General features: G+C 72.0%; 15 protein-coding genes. 5 read left to right on the forward strand and 10 right to left on the reverse strand.

Translation table 11 applies throughout. From position 1 onward, the window contains the following. Positions 1–74: 74 nt before the first annotated feature. From NV263_RS24445 to NV263_RS24455, 3 genes are all read left to right on the forward strand, one after another. Positions 75–620: a YbhB/YbcL family Raf kinase inhibitor-like protein gene (locus NV263_RS24445; protein ID WP_263248962.1), complete on the forward strand. Its 546-nt coding sequence runs from the start codon at positions 75–77 to the stop codon at positions 618–620. Positions 621–746: 126 nt separating this feature from the next. Next, entirely contained in the window at positions 747–1,859 is a 1,113-nt protein-coding gene (locus tag NV263_RS24450; RefSeq protein WP_263248963.1) for a VanZ family protein, read from the forward strand. A 14-nt stretch (positions 1,860–1,873) separates the two neighbouring features. Next, positions 1,874–3,271, forward strand: a complete 1,398-nt coding sequence (locus tag NV263_RS24455) for a mycothione reductase (protein ID WP_263248964.1) — start codon at positions 1,874–1,876, stop codon at positions 3,269–3,271. Positions 3,272–3,317: 46 nt separating this feature from the next. Here the strand turns inward: NV263_RS24455 and NV263_RS24460 are convergent, their stop codons facing one another. Next, positions 3,318–4,619, reverse strand: a complete 1,302-nt coding sequence (locus NV263_RS24460) for a CynX/NimT family MFS transporter (protein ID WP_263248965.1) — start codon at positions 4,617–4,619, stop codon at positions 3,318–3,320. 48 nt (positions 4,620–4,667) lie between these two features. Here NV263_RS24460 and NV263_RS24465 point away from each other — a divergent pair, with 48 nt between their 5' ends. Next, entirely contained in the window at positions 4,668–5,351 is a 684-nt protein-coding gene (locus tag NV263_RS24465) for a FadR/GntR family transcriptional regulator (protein WP_263248966.1), read from the forward strand. Here the strand turns inward: NV263_RS24465 and NV263_RS24470 are convergent, their stop codons facing one another. From NV263_RS24470 to dxr, 6 genes are all read right to left on the reverse strand, one after another. Continuing rightward, positions 5,352–6,869 carry a cobyric acid synthase gene (locus tag NV263_RS24470; protein ID WP_263248967.1) on the reverse strand — a complete coding sequence of 506 codons (1,518 nt, stop codon included), beginning with the start codon at positions 6,867–6,869 and terminating at the stop codon, positions 5,352–5,354. 100 nt (positions 6,870–6,969) lie between these two features. After that, positions 6,970–7,827 carry a type I methionyl aminopeptidase gene (gene map / locus NV263_RS24475; RefSeq protein ID WP_263248968.1) on the reverse strand — a complete coding sequence of 286 codons (858 nt, stop codon included), beginning with the start codon at positions 7,825–7,827 and terminating at the stop codon, positions 6,970–6,972. 76 nt (positions 7,828–7,903) lie between these two features. Next, a complete protein-coding gene (locus NV263_RS24480) occupies positions 7,904–8,740 on the reverse strand; it encodes a GNAT family N-acetyltransferase (RefSeq protein ID WP_263248969.1) in 837 nt (278 codons plus the stop codon). A 103-nt stretch (positions 8,741–8,843) separates the two neighbouring features. After that, a complete protein-coding gene (gene ispG / locus NV263_RS24485; protein WP_263248970.1) occupies positions 8,844–9,992 on the reverse strand; it encodes a flavodoxin-dependent (E)-4-hydroxy-3-methylbut-2-enyl-diphosphate synthase in 1,149 nt (382 codons plus the stop codon). 195 nt (positions 9,993–10,187) lie between these two features. Then, positions 10,188–11,471: a M50 family metallopeptidase gene (locus tag NV263_RS24490; protein WP_263248971.1), complete on the reverse strand. Its 1,284-nt coding sequence runs from the start codon at positions 11,469–11,471 to the stop codon at positions 10,188–10,190. Beyond that, positions 11,472–12,716 carry a 1-deoxy-D-xylulose-5-phosphate reductoisomerase gene (gene dxr / locus NV263_RS24495; RefSeq protein ID WP_263248972.1) on the reverse strand — a complete coding sequence of 415 codons (1,245 nt, stop codon included), beginning with the start codon at positions 12,714–12,716 and terminating at the stop codon, positions 11,472–11,474. A gap of 216 nt (positions 12,717–12,932) precedes the next feature. Between dxr and NV263_RS24500 the strand changes: the two genes are divergently transcribed. Continuing rightward, entirely contained in the window at positions 12,933–13,217 is a 285-nt protein-coding gene (locus NV263_RS24500) for a DUF2631 domain-containing protein (protein ID WP_263248973.1), read from the forward strand. Positions 13,218–13,289: 72 nt separating this feature from the next. On the opposite strand, the gene NV263_RS24505 is transcribed toward NV263_RS24500, so the two are convergent. From NV263_RS24505 to speB, 3 genes are all read right to left on the reverse strand, one after another. Beyond that, positions 13,290–14,717, reverse strand: coding sequence for an aldehyde dehydrogenase family protein (locus NV263_RS24505; protein ID WP_263248974.1), 1,428 nt, complete (start codon positions 14,715–14,717; stop codon positions 13,290–13,292). A gap of 173 nt (positions 14,718–14,890) precedes the next feature. After that, complete coding sequence (locus tag NV263_RS24510) at positions 14,891–16,315, reverse strand: aminobutyraldehyde dehydrogenase (protein ID WP_263248975.1); 1,425 nt, start codon at positions 16,313–16,315, stop codon at positions 14,891–14,893. Then, positions 16,315–17,259 carry an agmatinase gene (speB, locus tag NV263_RS24515; protein WP_263248976.1) on the reverse strand — a complete coding sequence of 315 codons (945 nt, stop codon included), beginning with the start codon at positions 17,257–17,259 and terminating at the stop codon, positions 16,315–16,317. Before speB ends, NV263_RS24510 begins: the two co-directional genes overlap by 1 nt. Between the last annotated feature and the right edge of the window lie 10 nt (positions 17,260–17,269).

Raw genomic sequence — 17,269 nt, forward strand, 5'->3', positions numbered from 1 at the left:
CGCCGGGGCGGACCTCTAGGCTGGCGGGCGGGTGATCAAACACAAGCCGCCCTCGAAGAGGAGGAGGATGCTCGATGAGCCTGGAGCGCCCCATCGACCCGGACCCGTACTCGCTGCTGCCCGCGGTCCCGGAGTTCACCGTCACCTCCGATGACGTGACCGACGGCCGTCCGATGGCGCAGGACCACGCCTACGACGGCATGGGGGCGGACGGGCAGAACCGGTCCCCGCAGCTGCGCTGGGAGGGTTTCCCCGAGACCACCAAGAGCTTCGTGGTGACCTGCTTCGACCCGGACGCGCCGATCCCCGGCGGCTTCTGGCACTGGGTCCTGGTCGACGTGCCCGCCGACGTCACCGAACTGCCCGCCGACGCGGGCAACCGCAACGGTCACGGGCTTCCCGCGGGGGCCTTCCACGTGTCCAACGACATGGGCGAGCGCGCCTACGGCGGCGCGGCCCCGCCGCCCGGTGACCGGCCGCACCGCTACTACTTCGCGGTGCACGCCGTGGACAGCGAGAAGCTGGGCGTCGACGAGAACGCCAGCCCCGCCGTGGTCAGCTTCAACCTGGCCTTCCACACGGTGGCGCGGGCCGTGATCGCGCCCACGTACCAGCGCTGATCGTCCGGCCCGGACCACGGGCAACGACCGCTCGTTCGGTCGAAGAACACGTCACGGTGCATCTGGACGGAGTACCCGGCCCTCATCACTGAGGACATCCGTCGCCCTGCAACCAGGAGGTTCCAGGTGGGCAGCCGGGTACTCCCCGCCGTTTTCGCCACGTTCTACGCCGTGGTCTTCGCCGTGCTGCTGTTCGTGCCCTACGTGGCGCGGGAATACCGCAGACGCGGCGAACTGGGCGCCTGGACGGCGGTGCTGCGCTTCGCGGCACTGCTGTACCTGTGCGGCCTGGTCGACTACGTGCTCAGCCCACTGCCGCCGATCACGCCGGGGTTCTGCCGGTTCGTCGGCGAGATGCGGCCGCAGTGGGAGCCGTTGCGCTCCTTCCGGGGCGTGCGACCACCCGGTGACTGGAACGGGGTGGTCGCGCTGCTGGCGCACGATTCGGTGCAGCAGTTCGTCCTCAACATCGCGCTGTTCGTCCCCCTCGGGATCCTCGCGCGGCGGCTGCTGCGCCGCGGGGTGTTCGTCGTCGGCGCGATCGGGTTCGCCACCTCGCTGCTGATCGAGCTCACCCAGCTCACCGGGGTCTGGGGGGTGTACCCGTGCCCCTACCGGCTCTTCGACGTCGACGACCTGATCGCGAACACCTGCGGCGCGGTGCTCGGGCGGTTCGCAGCGCCCGCGGTGCGGCTGCTGCCGGTGCGGCCGAGCGGCCTGCTGCCGACGCAGCCGCGACCGGTCACCCGGTTCCGCCGGCTCACCGGGATGTGCTGCGACCTGCTGGTGCTGTGGTGGATCGGCAGCGGCGCGGCGAAGCTCGTCGACATCGGCCTGCGGACCGGCGTACTGCAACACCGGTGGTGGTTGGACGCCACCGCGCTGTGGTTCGGCCCGGCGCTGTTCCTGCTGCTGGTGGCGGTGGTCGGCGGCAGCACCCCGGGCCAGCACGCGGTCCGGCTGCGCCCGGTCGCGGCCTCCGGGCGTCGTCCCAGCCCCGTCGCGGTGCTGCGCCGCTGGTCGGTGGGGGTGGGCGGGCTCGGGCTGGTGCAGGGAGCGCTGAACCTCGCCGGGCTGTCGTCGGTGTGGCTGGCGGTGACGGCCGTGTGGTGCGCCGTGCACGCGGTCGGTGTGTTCCGGAACCGAGATCATCGCGGAATCAGCGGGCGCTTCGCCGGGTTGCACGTGGTCGACGCCCGTGAACCACGACAGCAGCCGACCGTGGCTGCCGCGACCTGAGGCAGGATGGACAGGTGCAGCACTTCGATCTCGTCATCATCGGCTCCGGATCCGGCAACTCGATCCTCGACGAACGCTTCGCCGACTGGCGCGTCGCGATCGTCGAGAAGGGCATCGGTCCGACGCACTCCTACGGCGGCACGTGCCTGAACGTCGGTTGCATCCCGACGAAGATGTTCGTGCACACCGCCGACGTGGCCGCGGCCCCGGCGGCAGGCGCGCGGCTCGGCGTGGACCTGGAGATCGGCGGTGTCCGGTGGCCGCAGGTGCGGGACCGGATCTTCGGCCGCATCGACGCGATCTCCGACGGCGGGCGCCGCTACCGGGCCGAGGAGAACCCGAACGTCACCCTCTTCGAGGGGGTGGCCCGGTTCACCGGTGCCAAGCGCCTCGTGGTCGAGACCGCGGACGGGCTGGCGGAGATCAGCGCGGACCGGGTGGTCGTCGCCGCGGGCGGTCGGCCGGCGGTCCCGCGGATCCCCGGGATCGAGGACGTCGGCTACCACACCAGCGACTCGGTGATGCGGCTCGCGGAACTGCCCCGGCGGATGATCGTCCTGGGCACCGGGTTCGTCGGCGCCGAGCTCGCGCACGTCTTCTCCGCGATGGGCGTGGAGGTCACCGTGATCGGCCGGTCCGGCCGGATGTTGCGCAGCGAGGACGTCGACATCTCCCAGCGGTTCACCGAGCTCGCCGCGCAGCGCTGGGACCTGCGGCTGGACCGCAAGGAGCTCCGGGTCGAGCGGGACGGCGACGTGGTCCGGCTGCACCTGGAGGGCCCGGACGGGCCCGAGGTCGTCGAGGCCGAGGAGCTGCTGGTGGCGGTCGGCCGGGTGCCCAACTCCGACCTGCTCGACGCCGCCGCCGGTGGCCTGGAGCTGGCCGACAACGGCAAGATCAAGGTCGACGCCACCCAGCTGACCTCGGTGGACGGTGTCTGGGCGCTGGGCGACATCAGCTCGGACCACGAGCTCAAGCATGTGGCCAACCACGAGATGCGCGTGGTGCAGCACAACCTGCTCCACCCCGACGAGCCGATCTCCTCCGACCACCGCTTTGTACCGCACGCGGTGTTCTCCGCGCCGCAGATCGCCTCGGTCGGGCTGACCGAGCAGGAGGCGCGGCGGCGCGGGGTGGACCACGTGGTCTCGGTCCAGGACTACGCGGGGATCGCCTACGGCTGGGCGATGGAGGACACCACGGGCTTCGCCAAGCTGCTCGCCGACCCGTCGTCCGGACTCCTGCTGGGCGCGCACATCATCGGCCCCCAGGCACCGACGCTGCTGCAACCCCTGGTGCAGGCGATGCAGTTCGGCCTGGACGCCCGCACGATGGCCCGCGGCCAGTACTGGATCCACCCGGCCATGCCGGAACTCCTGGAGAACGCCCTGCTCAACCTCCCCCTCGACTGACCAGCGATCCCGCGGTTGGCGCCCGGAACCGCGGGATCTCCACAGGTCAGACGGTGCGAGGGCGTCCCGCGACGATGCCGATCAGGCCCTGGACCACGATCACGACGACGACCGCGACCAGCGACGCCGACCAGGCCCCGGTCAGGTCGTGCAGCGTGCCGAACAGGAACGGTCCGAACGAGGCGATCAGGTAGCCGATGCTCTGCGCCATCGCCGACAGCCGACTGGTGTCGGCGGCGTTGGCGGTGCGCAGCGAGATCAGCACCAGCGCCAGCGGGAAGGCGCTCATGCCGACACCGATGAGCACCGCCCACACCCACGGCATGCTCAGCGGGGCGAACAGCACGCCCAGCATGCCGGTCACGTTCAGCGCGGCCAGGCCCACGGCCCACCAGGACTGGCTGCGGGTCCGGGTCACCAGCGGCGGCAGCACCATGCTGATCGGCACACCGATCAGCAGCAGCACGCCGAGCAGCACGCCCGCGGTGCTGCCGTCCATCCCGGCGCCCTTGAAGACCTCCGGCAGCCAGCCCATCACCACGTAGGCGACCAGCGACTGGAACGCGAAGTAGCAGGTCACCGCCCAGGCCAGCGGGCTGCGCAGCAGCGAGCGCCGGGCACCGCCCGACGTCGTGCCGGTGACCTGCCGCGCCGACGCCCGCCGAGCGGTGGCCGGGACCCACACGAGGAACGCCGCCAGCGCCAGCACCGCCCAGGTCGCCAGCGCGAGCCGCCAGCTGCCGGTTCCGGTGTCCAGCCACGGGGTCAGCGCAGAACCGGCCGAACCGCCCGCGGCCATCGCCGTGGTGTAGATCGCGGTGGCCATGCCGACGCGCTCGGGGAACGACTCCTTCACCACGACCGGGATGAGCACGTTGCACATCGCGATCGCCGCGCACACCAGGACGGTTCCGCCGAGGACCGTCCACGGGCCGTCCACCATGCGCCCGGCCATCGCCGCGGTGAGCACCGCGAGCGCGACGCCGACGACCCTGTTGATGCCCATCTTCCGCGCGAGCAGCGGCGCGGCGATCCCGGCGACGCCGAAGCACAGCGTGGGGACCGAGGTCAGCACGCTCGCCCAGGTGCTCGACGCGCCCAGCGAGTCGCGCACCTCGCCGAGCACCGACGCGAGGCTGGTGACGGCGGGCCGCATGTTCGCCGCCGCGAGCGCGACACCGGTCAGCAGCAGCGCACCACCCGCCACCGCGCGGTGCGGGCCGATCGGTTCGGCGGCACCGGAGTTCTCCGCGGTGTAACCGTCCGGGTGACGATCGACAGCGGTGCGGGTGGCATCCTGGGCAGCCACATGGTCGGGGACGTGCTGGGTACGTGACTCTTCGGACATCGCGACCTAGTATGTCAAACGTAGGATGTTTGGATGAAAGGACCTCTCGTGCCTTTGGTCACAGCCAAACGGACGGGACTGGTCGACCAGGTCATCGCCCAGATGCGTGAACTCGTGTCCTCCGGGGAATGGCCGCTCGGAGACAAGATCCCACCGGAAACGGAGCTGGTCACCGCGCTCGGCGTCGGCCGCAACACCGTTCGCGAGGCGGTGCGCGCCCTCTCCCACGCCGGACTGCTGGAGGTCCGCCAGGGCGATGGCACGTTCGTCCGCGCCACCAACGAGATCTCCGGCGCCGTCCGGCGGCTCTGCGGCTCGGAACTGCGCCGGATCCTCGAAGTCCGCCGGGCGCTGGAGGTCGAGGCCGCGCGGCTGGCGGCCCGCGCGTGCACCGAGGCGGACCTCGCCCGGCTTGAGACCCTGCTGTCCGAGCGGGCCGCGGCGCTGCGCGCCCAGGACCACGAGCGAGTGATCAGCAACGACGCCGAATTCCACCGCGAACTCGTCGCCGCCTCGCACAACCCGGTGCTGGCCTCGCTCTACGAGGGCATCAGCGAGGCGGTGCTGTCCAGCGTCGCGACGACGTTCGACCCCGCCGGTCCCCCGGAGGAGCACGTCTCGCACGACGAACTGCTCGACGCGGTCCGCGACGGCGACCCGCGGCGGGCCGCCGAGGAGGCGGGCGGGTTCCTGGACGAACTGCTGGACCGGATCGGCCCCGCCCAGGAGTGATCACGCGCCGGGCGGCAGCACCGGCAGACCTCGGGGCGCTCCGCCGTCGAGCAGGCGGCGCAGCGCGTCGGTGTCCAGGTGCTTGTCGACCAGGTCTCCCAACAGGTCCAGCTGCTCGGCCCTGACCTCGGCGAACACCGTGTCGGCCGCCGGCTCGAAGCCGTCGCGGCCCGCCTGGCGCGCGGCCCGGCGCAGGAACTCGCGGCGGAACCGGTCGTTCTCGAACAGCCCGTGCCAGTGCGTACCGAACACCACCCCGTCGACACCCCCTTCGGACGTGCCGTCCGGCAGCTCGACCACCGGGTCCAGCGAGCCGCGCCGCACGGCGACGCCGTGGTGGATCTCGTAGCCGTCGACGGCTTCGCCGAAGGCGCGCCCGTGCGGGCGGGCCAGCGTCTTGCGCGGCGCGAACTCGATCTCCAGGTCCAGCAGACCCAGGCCGTCGACCACGCCGTCGCCGGACTCGACCTCGTCGGTGATGCGCCGCGTCAGCATCTGGAACCCGCCGCAGATCCCGACCACCGGCAACCCCGCGCGGGCGTGCGCGAGCACCGCGTCGGCCAGCCCCGTGCGGTGCAGCCAGGCGAGGTCGGCGACCGTCGACTTCGACCCGGGCAGCACCACGACATCGGCGTCGGACAACCGGGACGGCTCGGTGACGAACCGCACGGCCACCCCGGGTTCGGCGGCCAGCGCCTCGACGTCGGTGGCGTTGGAGATGCGCGGCAGCCGGGGCACCGCGACGCGCAGCCACTGCGAGCCGCGCGGCGGTGCGGGCCGTCCCACCACGCCGTCGGCCGCGTAGGACAGCGAGTCCTCGGCGTCCAGCCACAGCTCCTCGGCCCACGGCAGCACGCCGTGCACCGGCCTCCCGGTCAGCTCCCGCAACCTCGCCAGGCCCGGTTCCAGCAGGTCCGGGTCGCCGCGGAACTTGTTGATCACGAACCCGCCGACGAGCGCCTGGTCAGCCGCGTCCAGCAGCGCGAGCGTGCCGTAGAGCTGCGCGAACACGCCGCCCCGGTCGATGTCGGCGACCACCAGCACCGGCAACCCGGCGGCCCGGGCCAGCCCCATGTTCGCGATGTCGTCGGCCCGCAGGTTGATCTCCGCGGGCGATCCGGCGCCCTCGCAGATCACGTGGTCGTGCTCGGCCCGCAAACCCTCCAATGTGGACACGACGGTGTCCAGCAGCGCGGCCTTGCGCTCCCGGTAGGACATCGCGGTGACCTCACCCGACACCTCGCCCAGCACCACGACCTGGGAACGCCGGTCGCTGCCCGGTTTGAGCAGCACCGGGTTGAACCGCACCGACGGCTCGACACCGCACGCCGCCGCCTGGAACGCCTGCGCCCGGCCGATCTCCCCGCCGTCCGGCGTCACCACCGAGTTGTTCGACATGTTCTGCGCCTTGAACGGCGCGACCCGCGCCCCACCGCGGGCCAGCCACCGGCAGATCCCGGCGGTGACCACGCTCTTCCCGGCGTCCGACGTCGTCCCGGCGACCAGCAGTGCGTTCACACCACGTTCCTACCTCAGCTCGGCACGGGCACCGCCGACGGCCCCGGGCAGTCGAGCGCCCGGGCGGCACCACGTCCCGCCCGGGCGTCCGGAAGCCCGGTCAGGGCTGGGTGAGGATCTCGTTGCCGTCCTCGGTGATGAGGATGGTGTGCTCGAACTGGGCGGTCCAGCTCTTGTCCTTGGTGGTGACCGTCCAGCCGTCGTCCCACATGTCGTACTCGTGGGTGCCCAGCGTGATCATCGGCTCGATGGTGAAGGTCATGCCGGGTTCCAGGATCGTCTGCACCGACGGCTCGTCGTAGTGCAGGATCACCAGTCCACTGTGGAACGAACGGCCGATGCCGTGGCCGGTGAAGTCGCGGACCACGCCGTAGTCGAACCGCTTGGCGTAGGACTCGATGACCCGGCCGATCACGTTGAGCTGGCGACCCGGCTTGGCGGCCCGGATACCGCGCATCATCGCCTCGTGGGTGCGCTCGACGAGCAGCCGCACCTCCTCGGACACCTCGCCCGCCAGGAACGTGGCGTTGGTGTCGCCGTGCACGCCGCCGACGAACCCGGTGACGTCGACGTTGACGATGTCGCCGTCCTCGATCACCGTCGAGTCCGGGATGCCGTGGCAGATCACCTCGTTCAGCGAGGTGCAGCACGACTTGGGGAAGCCCCGGTATCCCAGCGTCGACGGGTAGACCCCGTGGTCGCAGAAGAACTCGTGCACCACCGCGTCCACCTGGTCGGTGGTGGCACCCGGCTGGACCGCCTTGCCCGCCTCGACCAGGGCCTGCGCGGCGAGCTTGCCCGCCACGCGCATCGCCTCGATGACCTCGGGAGGCTGCACGTCCGGGTCGGTGTTGCGCTTCGGTGCCGGTTTGTCGACGTACTCGGGCCGCTCGATGTGCGGTGGAACGGGTCGGCGGGGCGTCTGCACGCCTGGCTGCAACGGGGCTCGTACCGGCATGCCCCTCACTCTAACCGCGATGCCGGGATGCGCTCCGCGCCCGGTCAGCCGCACGCGACCGGTGGCGCGTGCGCCGTCACAGCAGGACGGTGCTGAAGGTGCCGACGGACCGGAAGCCGACCTTGCGGTAGGCCAGCCGCGCGGCGACGTTGAAGTCGTTGACGTACAGGCTGGCGGTGCGCCCGAGCCCGCGCACCAGCCGGTCGGCGACCGCGGCGGTGCCCGTGGTGCCGAGACCGGTGCTGCGGCGGTCCGGGTGCACCCACACGCCCTGGATCTGGCCGACGGTGCGGGACAGCGCACCGATCTCGGCCTTGAACACCACTTCCCCGTCCTCGAAGCGGGCGAACGCCCGGCCCGCGGCGATCAGGTCGGCCACCCGCGCCCGGTAGCTCACCGCACCACCGTCGCTGTACGGGTCGATGCCGACCTCCTCGGTGAACATCGCCACCGCCGCGGGCAGGTAGCGCTCCAGCTCGTCCGGGCGGACCGGGCGGACCAGCGGGTCGGGCGCGACGCGCGGCGCCTCGGACAGCACCATGAGCGGCTGCTCGGCGCGCACCTCGCGCGCCGGTCCCCACCGGCCCGCCAGCTCCTCCCACAGCGGCAGGACCTGCTCGGACGGGCCGACCAGCGAGGAGCACACCCGGCGGCGCCGCAGCGCCCGCTCGGCGAAGGCGCGCATGGCGTCCGGTCCACCGCGCAGCGGGATGAGGTTGGCACCCGAGAAGCAGAGACCGTCGAGCCGGTCACCGTAGCCCCACAGCTCGCCGCCGAGCCGCAGCGGGTGCACGCCCGTCTCCTCGACGCGCGCCGCGACCATGCACGACGCCACCGGCGCCGCGTCCAGCACCGAACGGACCAGCTGCGCGTCGCGTTCTTCGAGTAGCCGTGCACCGGCGAGCTTGAGCACCCGCCAAGCCTGCCAGAAATTCCGCCCGCGCAGCTTCCCGGCGGGGCCGGGACCACACGCACCCGAACGAGTAGTCACCCGAACGGCTTAATGTGCGCGGCTTTCAGCTGACCGTGACGGTCGGGGCCTCGCCGTCCGCGGACTCCATGTCCTCGGCGATGCGCATGGCCTCCTCGATCAGGGTCTCCACGATCTTGTGCTCGGGGACGGTCTTGATGACCTCGCCCTTGACGAAGATCTGGCCCTTGCCGTTGCCGGAGGCGACACCGAGGTCGGCCTCGCGCGCCTCGCCCGGGCCGTTGACGACGCAGCCCATCACGGCCACCCGCAGCGGGACCTCCATGCCCTCCAGGCCCGCGGTGACCTCGTCGGCGAGCTTGTAGACGTCCACCTGGGCCCGCCCGCAGGACGGGCAGGACACGATCTCCAGCTTGCGGGGCCGCAGGTTCAGCGACTCCAGGATCTGCTGGCCGACCTTGACCTCCTCGACCGGCGGCGCGGACAGCGAGACGCGGATGGTGTCGCCGATGCCCTGCCGCAGCAGGGCGCCGAACGCGACCGCGGACTTGATGGTGCCCTGGAACGCCGGACCGGCCTCGGTCACGCCGAGGTGCAGCGGGTAGTCGCACTGCTCGGCCAGCAGCTCGTAGGCGCGGACCATCACCACCGGGTCGTGGTGCTTGACCGAGATCTTGATGTCGTGGAAGTCGTGCTCGGCGAACAGGCTCGCCTCCCACAGCGCCGACTCGGCCAGCGCCTCCGGGGTGGCCTTGCCGTACTTCTGCATCAACCGCGGGTCCAGTGAACCGGCGTTGACACCGATGCGGATCGGCGTGCCGTGGTCCTTGGCCGCCTGCGCGATCTCCTTGACCTTGTCGTCGAACTTGCGGATGTTGCCCGGGTTGACGCGCACCCCGGCGCAGCCCGCCTCGATCGCGGCGAAGACGTACTTGGGCTGGAAGTGGATGTCGGCGATGACGGGGATCTTGGACTTCTGCGCGATCGCGGGCAGCGCCTGCGCGTCGTCGGCGCTCGGGCAGGCCACCCGCACGATGTCGCACCCGGACGCGGTCAGCTCCGCGATCTGCTGCAACGTCGCGTTGATGTCCGCGGTGTTGGTGGTCGTCATGCTCTGCACGGAGATCGGGTGTTCGCTGCCCACCCCGACCGGTCCGACCTGCAACTGCCGGGTTTTACGCCGTTCCGCGAGCACCGGCGCCGGCGCCGCGGGCATGCCCAGATCGACGGTCATCGATTCCTCTCCACCTCTGGTGTTCTTGGGGGCGGTGCGCACCGCCCGGCTCCACGATACCGGCGCAGTTTCATCCAGCTGGGCGCAGCCGGACGACCGCCTCGTCACGTCTGGTGATCGTTTTTCCCGGTTCACCCGCTGTTCGCCGCCGTCGATCACCTGACCGCCGCACTCGCTGCTCGCGCCGAGCAACCGTCAGAACAACGTCACCGGGTTCACGATGTCGGCGACCAGGACCAGCAGCGAGTACGCGATGAAGACCAGGCTGACCGCGTAGGCCAGCGGCATGAGCTTCGCGGTGTCGAACGGGCCGGGGTCCGGACGCCGCACGAGCCTGGCGAGCCGACGGCGGACCGACTCCCACAGCGCACCCGCCACGTGGCCGCCGTCCAGCGGCAGCACCGGCAGCATGTTGAACACGAACAGCGAGAGGTTCACCCCGGCCAGCAGGTTGAACATCATGATGATCCGGTCGTCGACACCGTACTGGTCCGACGACAGCACCTCGCCGCCCAGCCTGCTCGCGCCGACGATGCCCACCGGCGAATCCGCGGACCGCTGACCACCGCCGATGGCGTTGATCAGGTCCGGCACCCGCTGCGGGAGTTGCACGACCTTCTCGGCGGTCAGGTTCACAAACCCCCCGATCGTGTGAACCACACCCGAGACGTCCTGCTTGACGAGCACCTGGGTGGGACTCAGACCGAGGAACCCGACCTTCTCGGTCTTGCTCGGGTCGTCCAGGCTCGGCTGCTGGGTCTGCATCAGCGTGGTGTTCAGCGTCACGCGGTGCCCGTCGCGTTCGACGACCACCGGCACCGTGCCCGAGGACTTCCGGATGGCCATCCGCAGCTGGTCCCACGAGTCGTAGTGCCTGCCGTCGAACTCCACGATCCGGTCGCCCGGCCGGAACCCGGCGGCGGCGGCCGGAGCCGGGGGCGCGCCCGCCGGGCAGTGCGCGGTGTCCGGCGTGCTGGCCGGCAGCACGCACTCGCTGACCGACGAGACCGTGGTGGTCGCCTGCGCGATGCCGTGGCCCATCAGGATCGCGGCGAAGATCCCGACCGCCAGGATCAGGTTCATCACCGGACCGGCCAGCATCACGACGATCCGCTTCCACGGGTTGCGCTGGTAGAACTGCCGGTGGGCGTCCTCGGGGCGAACCTCCTCGGCGACCGCCTGGCGGGCGTCCTCGATCATCGCCCGCCACGGCGCCGACGACGCGGTCCGGCCGTACTCCTCGTCCTTCTTCGGCGGGAACATGCCGATCATGCGGATGTAGCCGCCGAACGGGATCGCCTTGATCCCGTACTCGGTGTCGCCCTTCTTCCGCGACCACAGCGTCCGGCCGAACCCGACCATGTACTGGGTGACCTTGATGCCGAACAGCTTCGCCGCGGCCAGGTGGCCCAGCTCGTGCCAGGCGATGGAGAACAGCAGGCCCAGGAAGAAGATGACGATTCCGACGACGACCAGCATCTAGTTCGCCCTTCCCGCCGCGACCAGTTCCCGCGCCCGCGCCCGGGCCCACTCCTCGGCCGCGAAGACCTCCTCGACGCTGCCCGGCTCGGTCCGCCAGCGGTCCGCCTCGCCGAGCACCTCCCCCACAGTCTGCACGATCCCGGGGAAGCGGAGGCGTCCGTCGACGAACGCCGCGAGCGCCTCCTCGTTGGCCGCGTTGTAGATCGCGGGCAGGCAGCCGCCGGTGCTGCCCGCGTGCCGGGCCAGCTCGACGGCCGGGAACGCGGTGTTGTCCAGCGGTTCGAACGTCCACGCCTGCGCCTCGTGGAAGGTCAGCGCGGGTGCGGCCTTCGGGACGCGGTGCGGCCAGTCCAGTCCCAGCGCGATGGGGATGCGCATGTTCGGCGGGCTGGCCTGCGCCAGGGTGGAGCCGTCGGTGAAGGTCACCATCGAGTGCACGATCGACTGCGGGTGCACGACGACGTCGATGCGGTCGTAGTCGACGCCGAACAGCAGGTGCGCCTCGATCAGCTCCAGCCCCTTGTTGACCAGGTTCGCGGAGTTGATGGTCACCACGTTGCCCATCGACCAGGTCGGGTGCGCCAACGCCTGTTCGACGGTGACGTCGGCGAGCTCCGCGGCGCGGCACCCCCGGAACGGCCCGCCCGAGGCGGTCAGCACCAGCCGGTCCACCTCGTCGGCGCGGCCGCCGCGCAGGCACTGCGCGAGCGCGGAGTGCTCGGAGTCGACCGGCACGATCTGGTCCGGCTTGGCCTGCTGGAGCACCAGCGGACCGCCCGCGATCAGGGACTCCTTGTTGGCCAGCGCCAGCGTGGCCCCGGAGGCGAGCGCGGCGAGCGTCGGCTTGAGCCCGCGGGAGCCGTCCACCCCGTTGAGCACCACGTCGGCCGGGGTGCTCTCGACGATCTCGGTCACCGCCTCCGGCCCGGTGAGCAGCCGGGGCAGCCGGGCGCCGCCGCGCCGCTGGGCTTCGGCCCGCAGCGCCGACCGGAGGTCCTCGGCGGCGCTGTCCCGGGCGATGGCGACCGCGTCGACGCCGAACTCCAGCGCCTGCGCCGCGACGGTCCCCGGATCGCTGCCGCCGGCCGCCAGTCCGGCCACCCGGAAGCGGTCCGGGTTGTGCCGGATCACGTCCAGCGCCTGGGTGCCAATCGAACCGGTGGATCCGAGCACCAGGACGGCGCGGCGCTCGTCGGGGTCCGGCCTGCTCGGGGTCGGGGTGTCGGCGTGCATCGCCGCCATTGTCCCCGAAGCAGGTGACGAGTGGTCGCGCGCGGTGCCGAAATCACGCCTCCCGGTGCCGCCGGCGGCGGAACCGGTGGTCACCGCCGTCCGGACGCTCACGCGAACGGGCCATGTGCGACCATGGACGGTGCGGATCGCCTTCGTGGCAACGGCGATCACGCGTGGAGAGCGTCTTCCGGCCGACCTCGGCCGGGTGTGGCACAGGAGGGGAACGTGGCGAGCACCGAGCTGGAGAAGAAGCCCAGCCAGGCCGTCGACCCGGCCGAGGAACCGTCGGCCGAGTGGGGCTGGCACGGGGGTTTCCCGAAGGGCACCCAGATCATCGGCTGGTTCTCCGTCTTCGCGGTCCTGATCATGCTCAAGGGCAACCACCAGGGCATCCTCAGCGGCGGCGGCCACTTCAAGGTGGAGGACATCTACCTGATCGCCATCGCCGCGATCCTGGCCATCGGCCTGCTGATCGACCTGCGCAAGAAGCGGACCGCCTGGCGCCGCTGACCCGCGAACGCCAACGCCGCCCCGCCGGGAGTTCGACGGGGCGGCGTTTCGCGTTCGGGGGTGTTCAGCGCATCACGGGGTGACTCCGGTGAGGACCGTGACCTTCTCCTCGGTGAGGTCCACCATGGCGGCCCGGACGCCCTCGCGGCCGACGCCGGACTCCTTGACGCCGCCGTAGGGCATCTGGTCGGCGCGGAAGCTGGGCACGTCGCCGACGATCACGCCGCCGACCTCCAGCTCCTCGGAGGCCCGGAACGCCAGCCGCAGGTCGTGGGTGAACAGCCCGGCCTGCAGCCCGTACCGGGAGGAGTTGACCCGCTCGAACGCCTCCTCGGTCGAGTCGACCGGGGCGACGACCAGCACCGGCCCGAAGACCTCCTCGCAGGACACCTTGACGTCCTCGGGCACGTCGGCGAGCACCGTCGGCGCGTAGGTCGCGCCGTCGCGCACCCCGCCGGTCAGCACCCGGGCACCGGCGTCGACCGCCTCGGCCACCCACTGCTCGACGCGCTCGGCGGCGGCCCGGTCGATCAGCGGGCCGACCTTGGTGGTCTCCTCCCGCGGGTCGCCGGTGCCCTGCGCCTCCACCGCCTTGACCACCCGCGACACCAGGTCGTCGTAGACGTCGCGGTGCGCGTAGACCCGCTGCACCGAGATGCACGACTGCCCCGCCTGGTACATCGCGAAGGTCGCGATCCGGTCGGCCGCGTGGTCCAGGTCGGCCCAGTCGGCGGCGACGATCGCCGCCGCGTTGCCGCCCAGTTCGAGCGTGACGTGCTTGCGCGGCGCGGCGTCCCGGATGCCCCACCCGACCGGCCCGGAGCCGGTGAACGAGATCACCGGCAGCCGCGGGTCGGCGACCAGCTCGGCGGCCTTGTCGTTGGTCGTGGTCAGCACCGACCACGACCCGGCGGGCAGGTCGGTCTCGGCGAGGATCTCGCCGAGCAGCAGCGCCGACAGCGGGGTCTTCGGCGCGGGCTTGAGCACGATCGGCGTGCCCGCCGCCAGCGCCGGGGCGACCTTGTGGGCGACCAGGTTCAGCGGGAAGTTGAACGGCGCGATGCCCAGGACCGGGCCGCGCGGCACCCGGCGGACCAGCGCCATCCGGCCGGTCCCGCCCGCGTCGGTGTCCAGCCGCTGCACCTCACCGGACCAGCGGCGGGCCTCCTCCGCGCCCCAGCGGAAGGTGGCCGCGGCACGGGCGACCTCGGCGCGGGCCCAGGTGATCGGCTTGCCGTTCTCGGCGGTGATGAGCCGCGCGATCTCCTCGGCGCGCTCGGAGAGCCGGTGGCTGACGTGGTCCAGCGCCGCGGCGCGGGCGTGCGCGGGCAACGCGGCGAACTCGCGGCGGACCGCGTCCGCGGCCGCCACCGCGCGCTCCACGTCGGCGTCGGTGGCGTAGCAGGCCGTGCCGACCGGCGAGCCGTCGTAGGGGTGGGTCACCTCGAAGGTCGCGTCGCTGGTGACCCGCTCTCCCGCCACCCAGTACCCGGATGTCATCGGTTCCTCCTCGTTCCGTGGTCTCCGCCGTGACGCTACGAGCGCGCCGCGACCGCCGTGCAGTGCCAATCCGTCCACCCGGCGAGGCACCGGGTGGACGGACTGGCCAGTCATCGGCGGGGGGCGGTCGGCGGGTTCTCGGGCGTCGCCTCGCGGGCGAACGGCGCCGCGGTTCAGTCCAAGCAGTGCGTGACGTGCTTGATCCTGGTGTAGTCCTCGAACCCGTAGCGGGACAGGTCCTTGCCGTAGCCGGAGTGCTTGAAGCCGCCGTGGGGCATCTCCGCGACCAGGACCATGTGCGTGTTGACCCACACGCAGCCGAAGTCGAGGCGGGCCACCGCGCGTTGCGCGCGGCCGTGGTCGCGGGTCCACACGCTGGAGGCCAGCGCGTAGTCCACGCCGTTGGCCATGTCCACCGCCTCCGGCTCGTCGCGGAAGGTCTGCACGGTCAGGACCGGGCCGAAGATCTCCTCCTGCACCGCCTCGTCGTGCTGGCCCAGGCCGCCGATGACGGTCGGTGCGAAGAAGCACCCCTGGTCTCCGACCCGGGAGCCGCCGGTGAGGATCCGGGCGTGCGCCGGCAGCCGGTCGATGACCTCCTGCACGCGGGCGAGCTGCCCGGCGTTGTTCAGCGGCCCGAACGCGGCGTCCACATCGGACGGTGGCCCGCAGCGCTGGGCGCGGACCCGCTCCACCAGCAGCGGGACGAACTCGTCGGCGACGGACTGGTCGACGAGCACGCGGGTCGCCGCGGTGCAGTCCTGCCCGGCGTTGAACGTCCCGGCCGCCGCGATGCCCTCGGCCGCCGCCGCCAGGTCGGCGTCGGCGAAGACCACGGCGGGCGCCTTGCCGCCGAGTTCCAGGTGCACCCGCTTGACGTCCTGCGCGGCGGACTCGGCGACCTGCCGCCCGGCCCGGGTGGAACCGGTGATCGACACCATCGCCGACGCCGGGTGCGCCACCACGGCCCGGCCGGTCTCCCGGTCACCGCAGACGACGTTGAGCACGCCCGGCGGCAGCACCTCGGCCGCGACCTCGGCGAGCAGCGCCGCCGTCACCGGCGTGGTGTCGGCGGGTTTGAGCACCACGGTGTTGCCCGCCGCGATCGCCGGGGCGATCTTCCACACGGCCATGAGCAGCGGGTAGTTCCACGGCGCGACCTGCCCGATCACCCCGACCGGCTCGCGTCGCACGTACGAGGTGTGGCCCGGCGCGTACTCGGTGGCGGCGACGCCTTCGAGCACGCGGGCCGCCCCGGCGAAGAACCGGATCTGGTCGATGGAGGCGTCGACCTCCTCGCTGCGCGTGGCGGCGAGCGGTTTTCCGGTGTTGGCGACCTCGGCCGCGACGAACTCGTCGGCGCGGCGTTCCACCTCCTCGGCCAGCCGCAGCAGCAGCCGCTGCCGCTCGGCGGGGGTGGTGCACCGCCACTGCTCGAACGCCCGGGCCGCCGCCTGGTACGCCGCGTCGACGTCCGCGGGGGACGACAGCGGGGCGGTGCCGAACACCTCGTCGGTGCACGGGTCGATCAGGTCGGTGGTGCGACCGCTCGCGGCGTCCACCGCCCGGCCGTCGACGATGTTGCGGACCCGGCGCATCAGCGGCCTCCCAGGGGCAGCACGGTGAGCATCTCGTAGAGCACGTGCGCTGCGGCGATGCCGGTGAGCTCGGCGTGGTCGTAGGCCGGGGACACCTCCACCAGATCGCAGCCGACCACGTTGAGCCCGTCCAGTCCGCGCAGCACCTCCAGCAGCTCGCGGCTGGACAGACCGCCCGCCTCGGGCGTCCCGGTGCCCGGCGCGAACGCCGGGTCGAGCACGTCGATGTCGATCGAGACGTACACCGGGCGGGAGCCGAGCCGGGTGCGGATGCGGTCGATGAGCGTGTCCAGCGGGGTGCGGGCGAACTCGCGGCTGTGCACCGCGGCGAACCCGAGCCGCTCGCTCTCGTCGAGGTCCAGCTTGGAGTACAGCGGCCCGCGCAGGCCGACGTGCATCGAGTGCTGGAAGTCGATCAGGCCCTCCTCGGACGCCCGGCGGAACGGCGTGCCGTGCGTGTAGGGCGCGCCGAAGTAGGTGTCCCAGGTGTCCAGGTGCGCGTCGAAGTGCAGCACCGCGATCGGCCCGTGCCGCTCGTGCTGGACCCGCAGCAGCGGCAGCGCGATGGTGTGGTCGCCGCCGATGGTGATCAGCGAACGGCCGGTGCCGGACAGCTCGCGGGCGCTGGCCTCGATCGTGTCGATGGCCTCGGTGATGTCGAACGGGTTCACCCCGACGTCACCGGCGTCGGCGACCTGCCGCACCGCGAACGGTTCGGCGTCCATCGCCGGGTTGTACGGCCGCAGCAGCCGCGAGCTCTGCCGGACGTGGTTGGGGCCGAAGCGGGCACCGGGCCGGTAGCTGACACCGGTGTCGAACGGCACGCCCCACAGCACGGCGTCCGCGTCGGCGACATCGGCGAGCCGGGGCAGCCGCGCGAACGTGGTGTCGCCGCCGTAGCGGGGCACTCGCGTGGCGTCCACCGGTCCGATCGGGTCGTTCATCGTCTCGTCC

Origin of the sequence: Saccharopolyspora rosea (genome assembly GCF_025643595.1) — a bacterium.
GTDB classification, from domain to species: Bacteria; Actinomycetota; Actinomycetes; order Mycobacteriales; family Pseudonocardiaceae; genus Saccharopolyspora; species Saccharopolyspora rosea.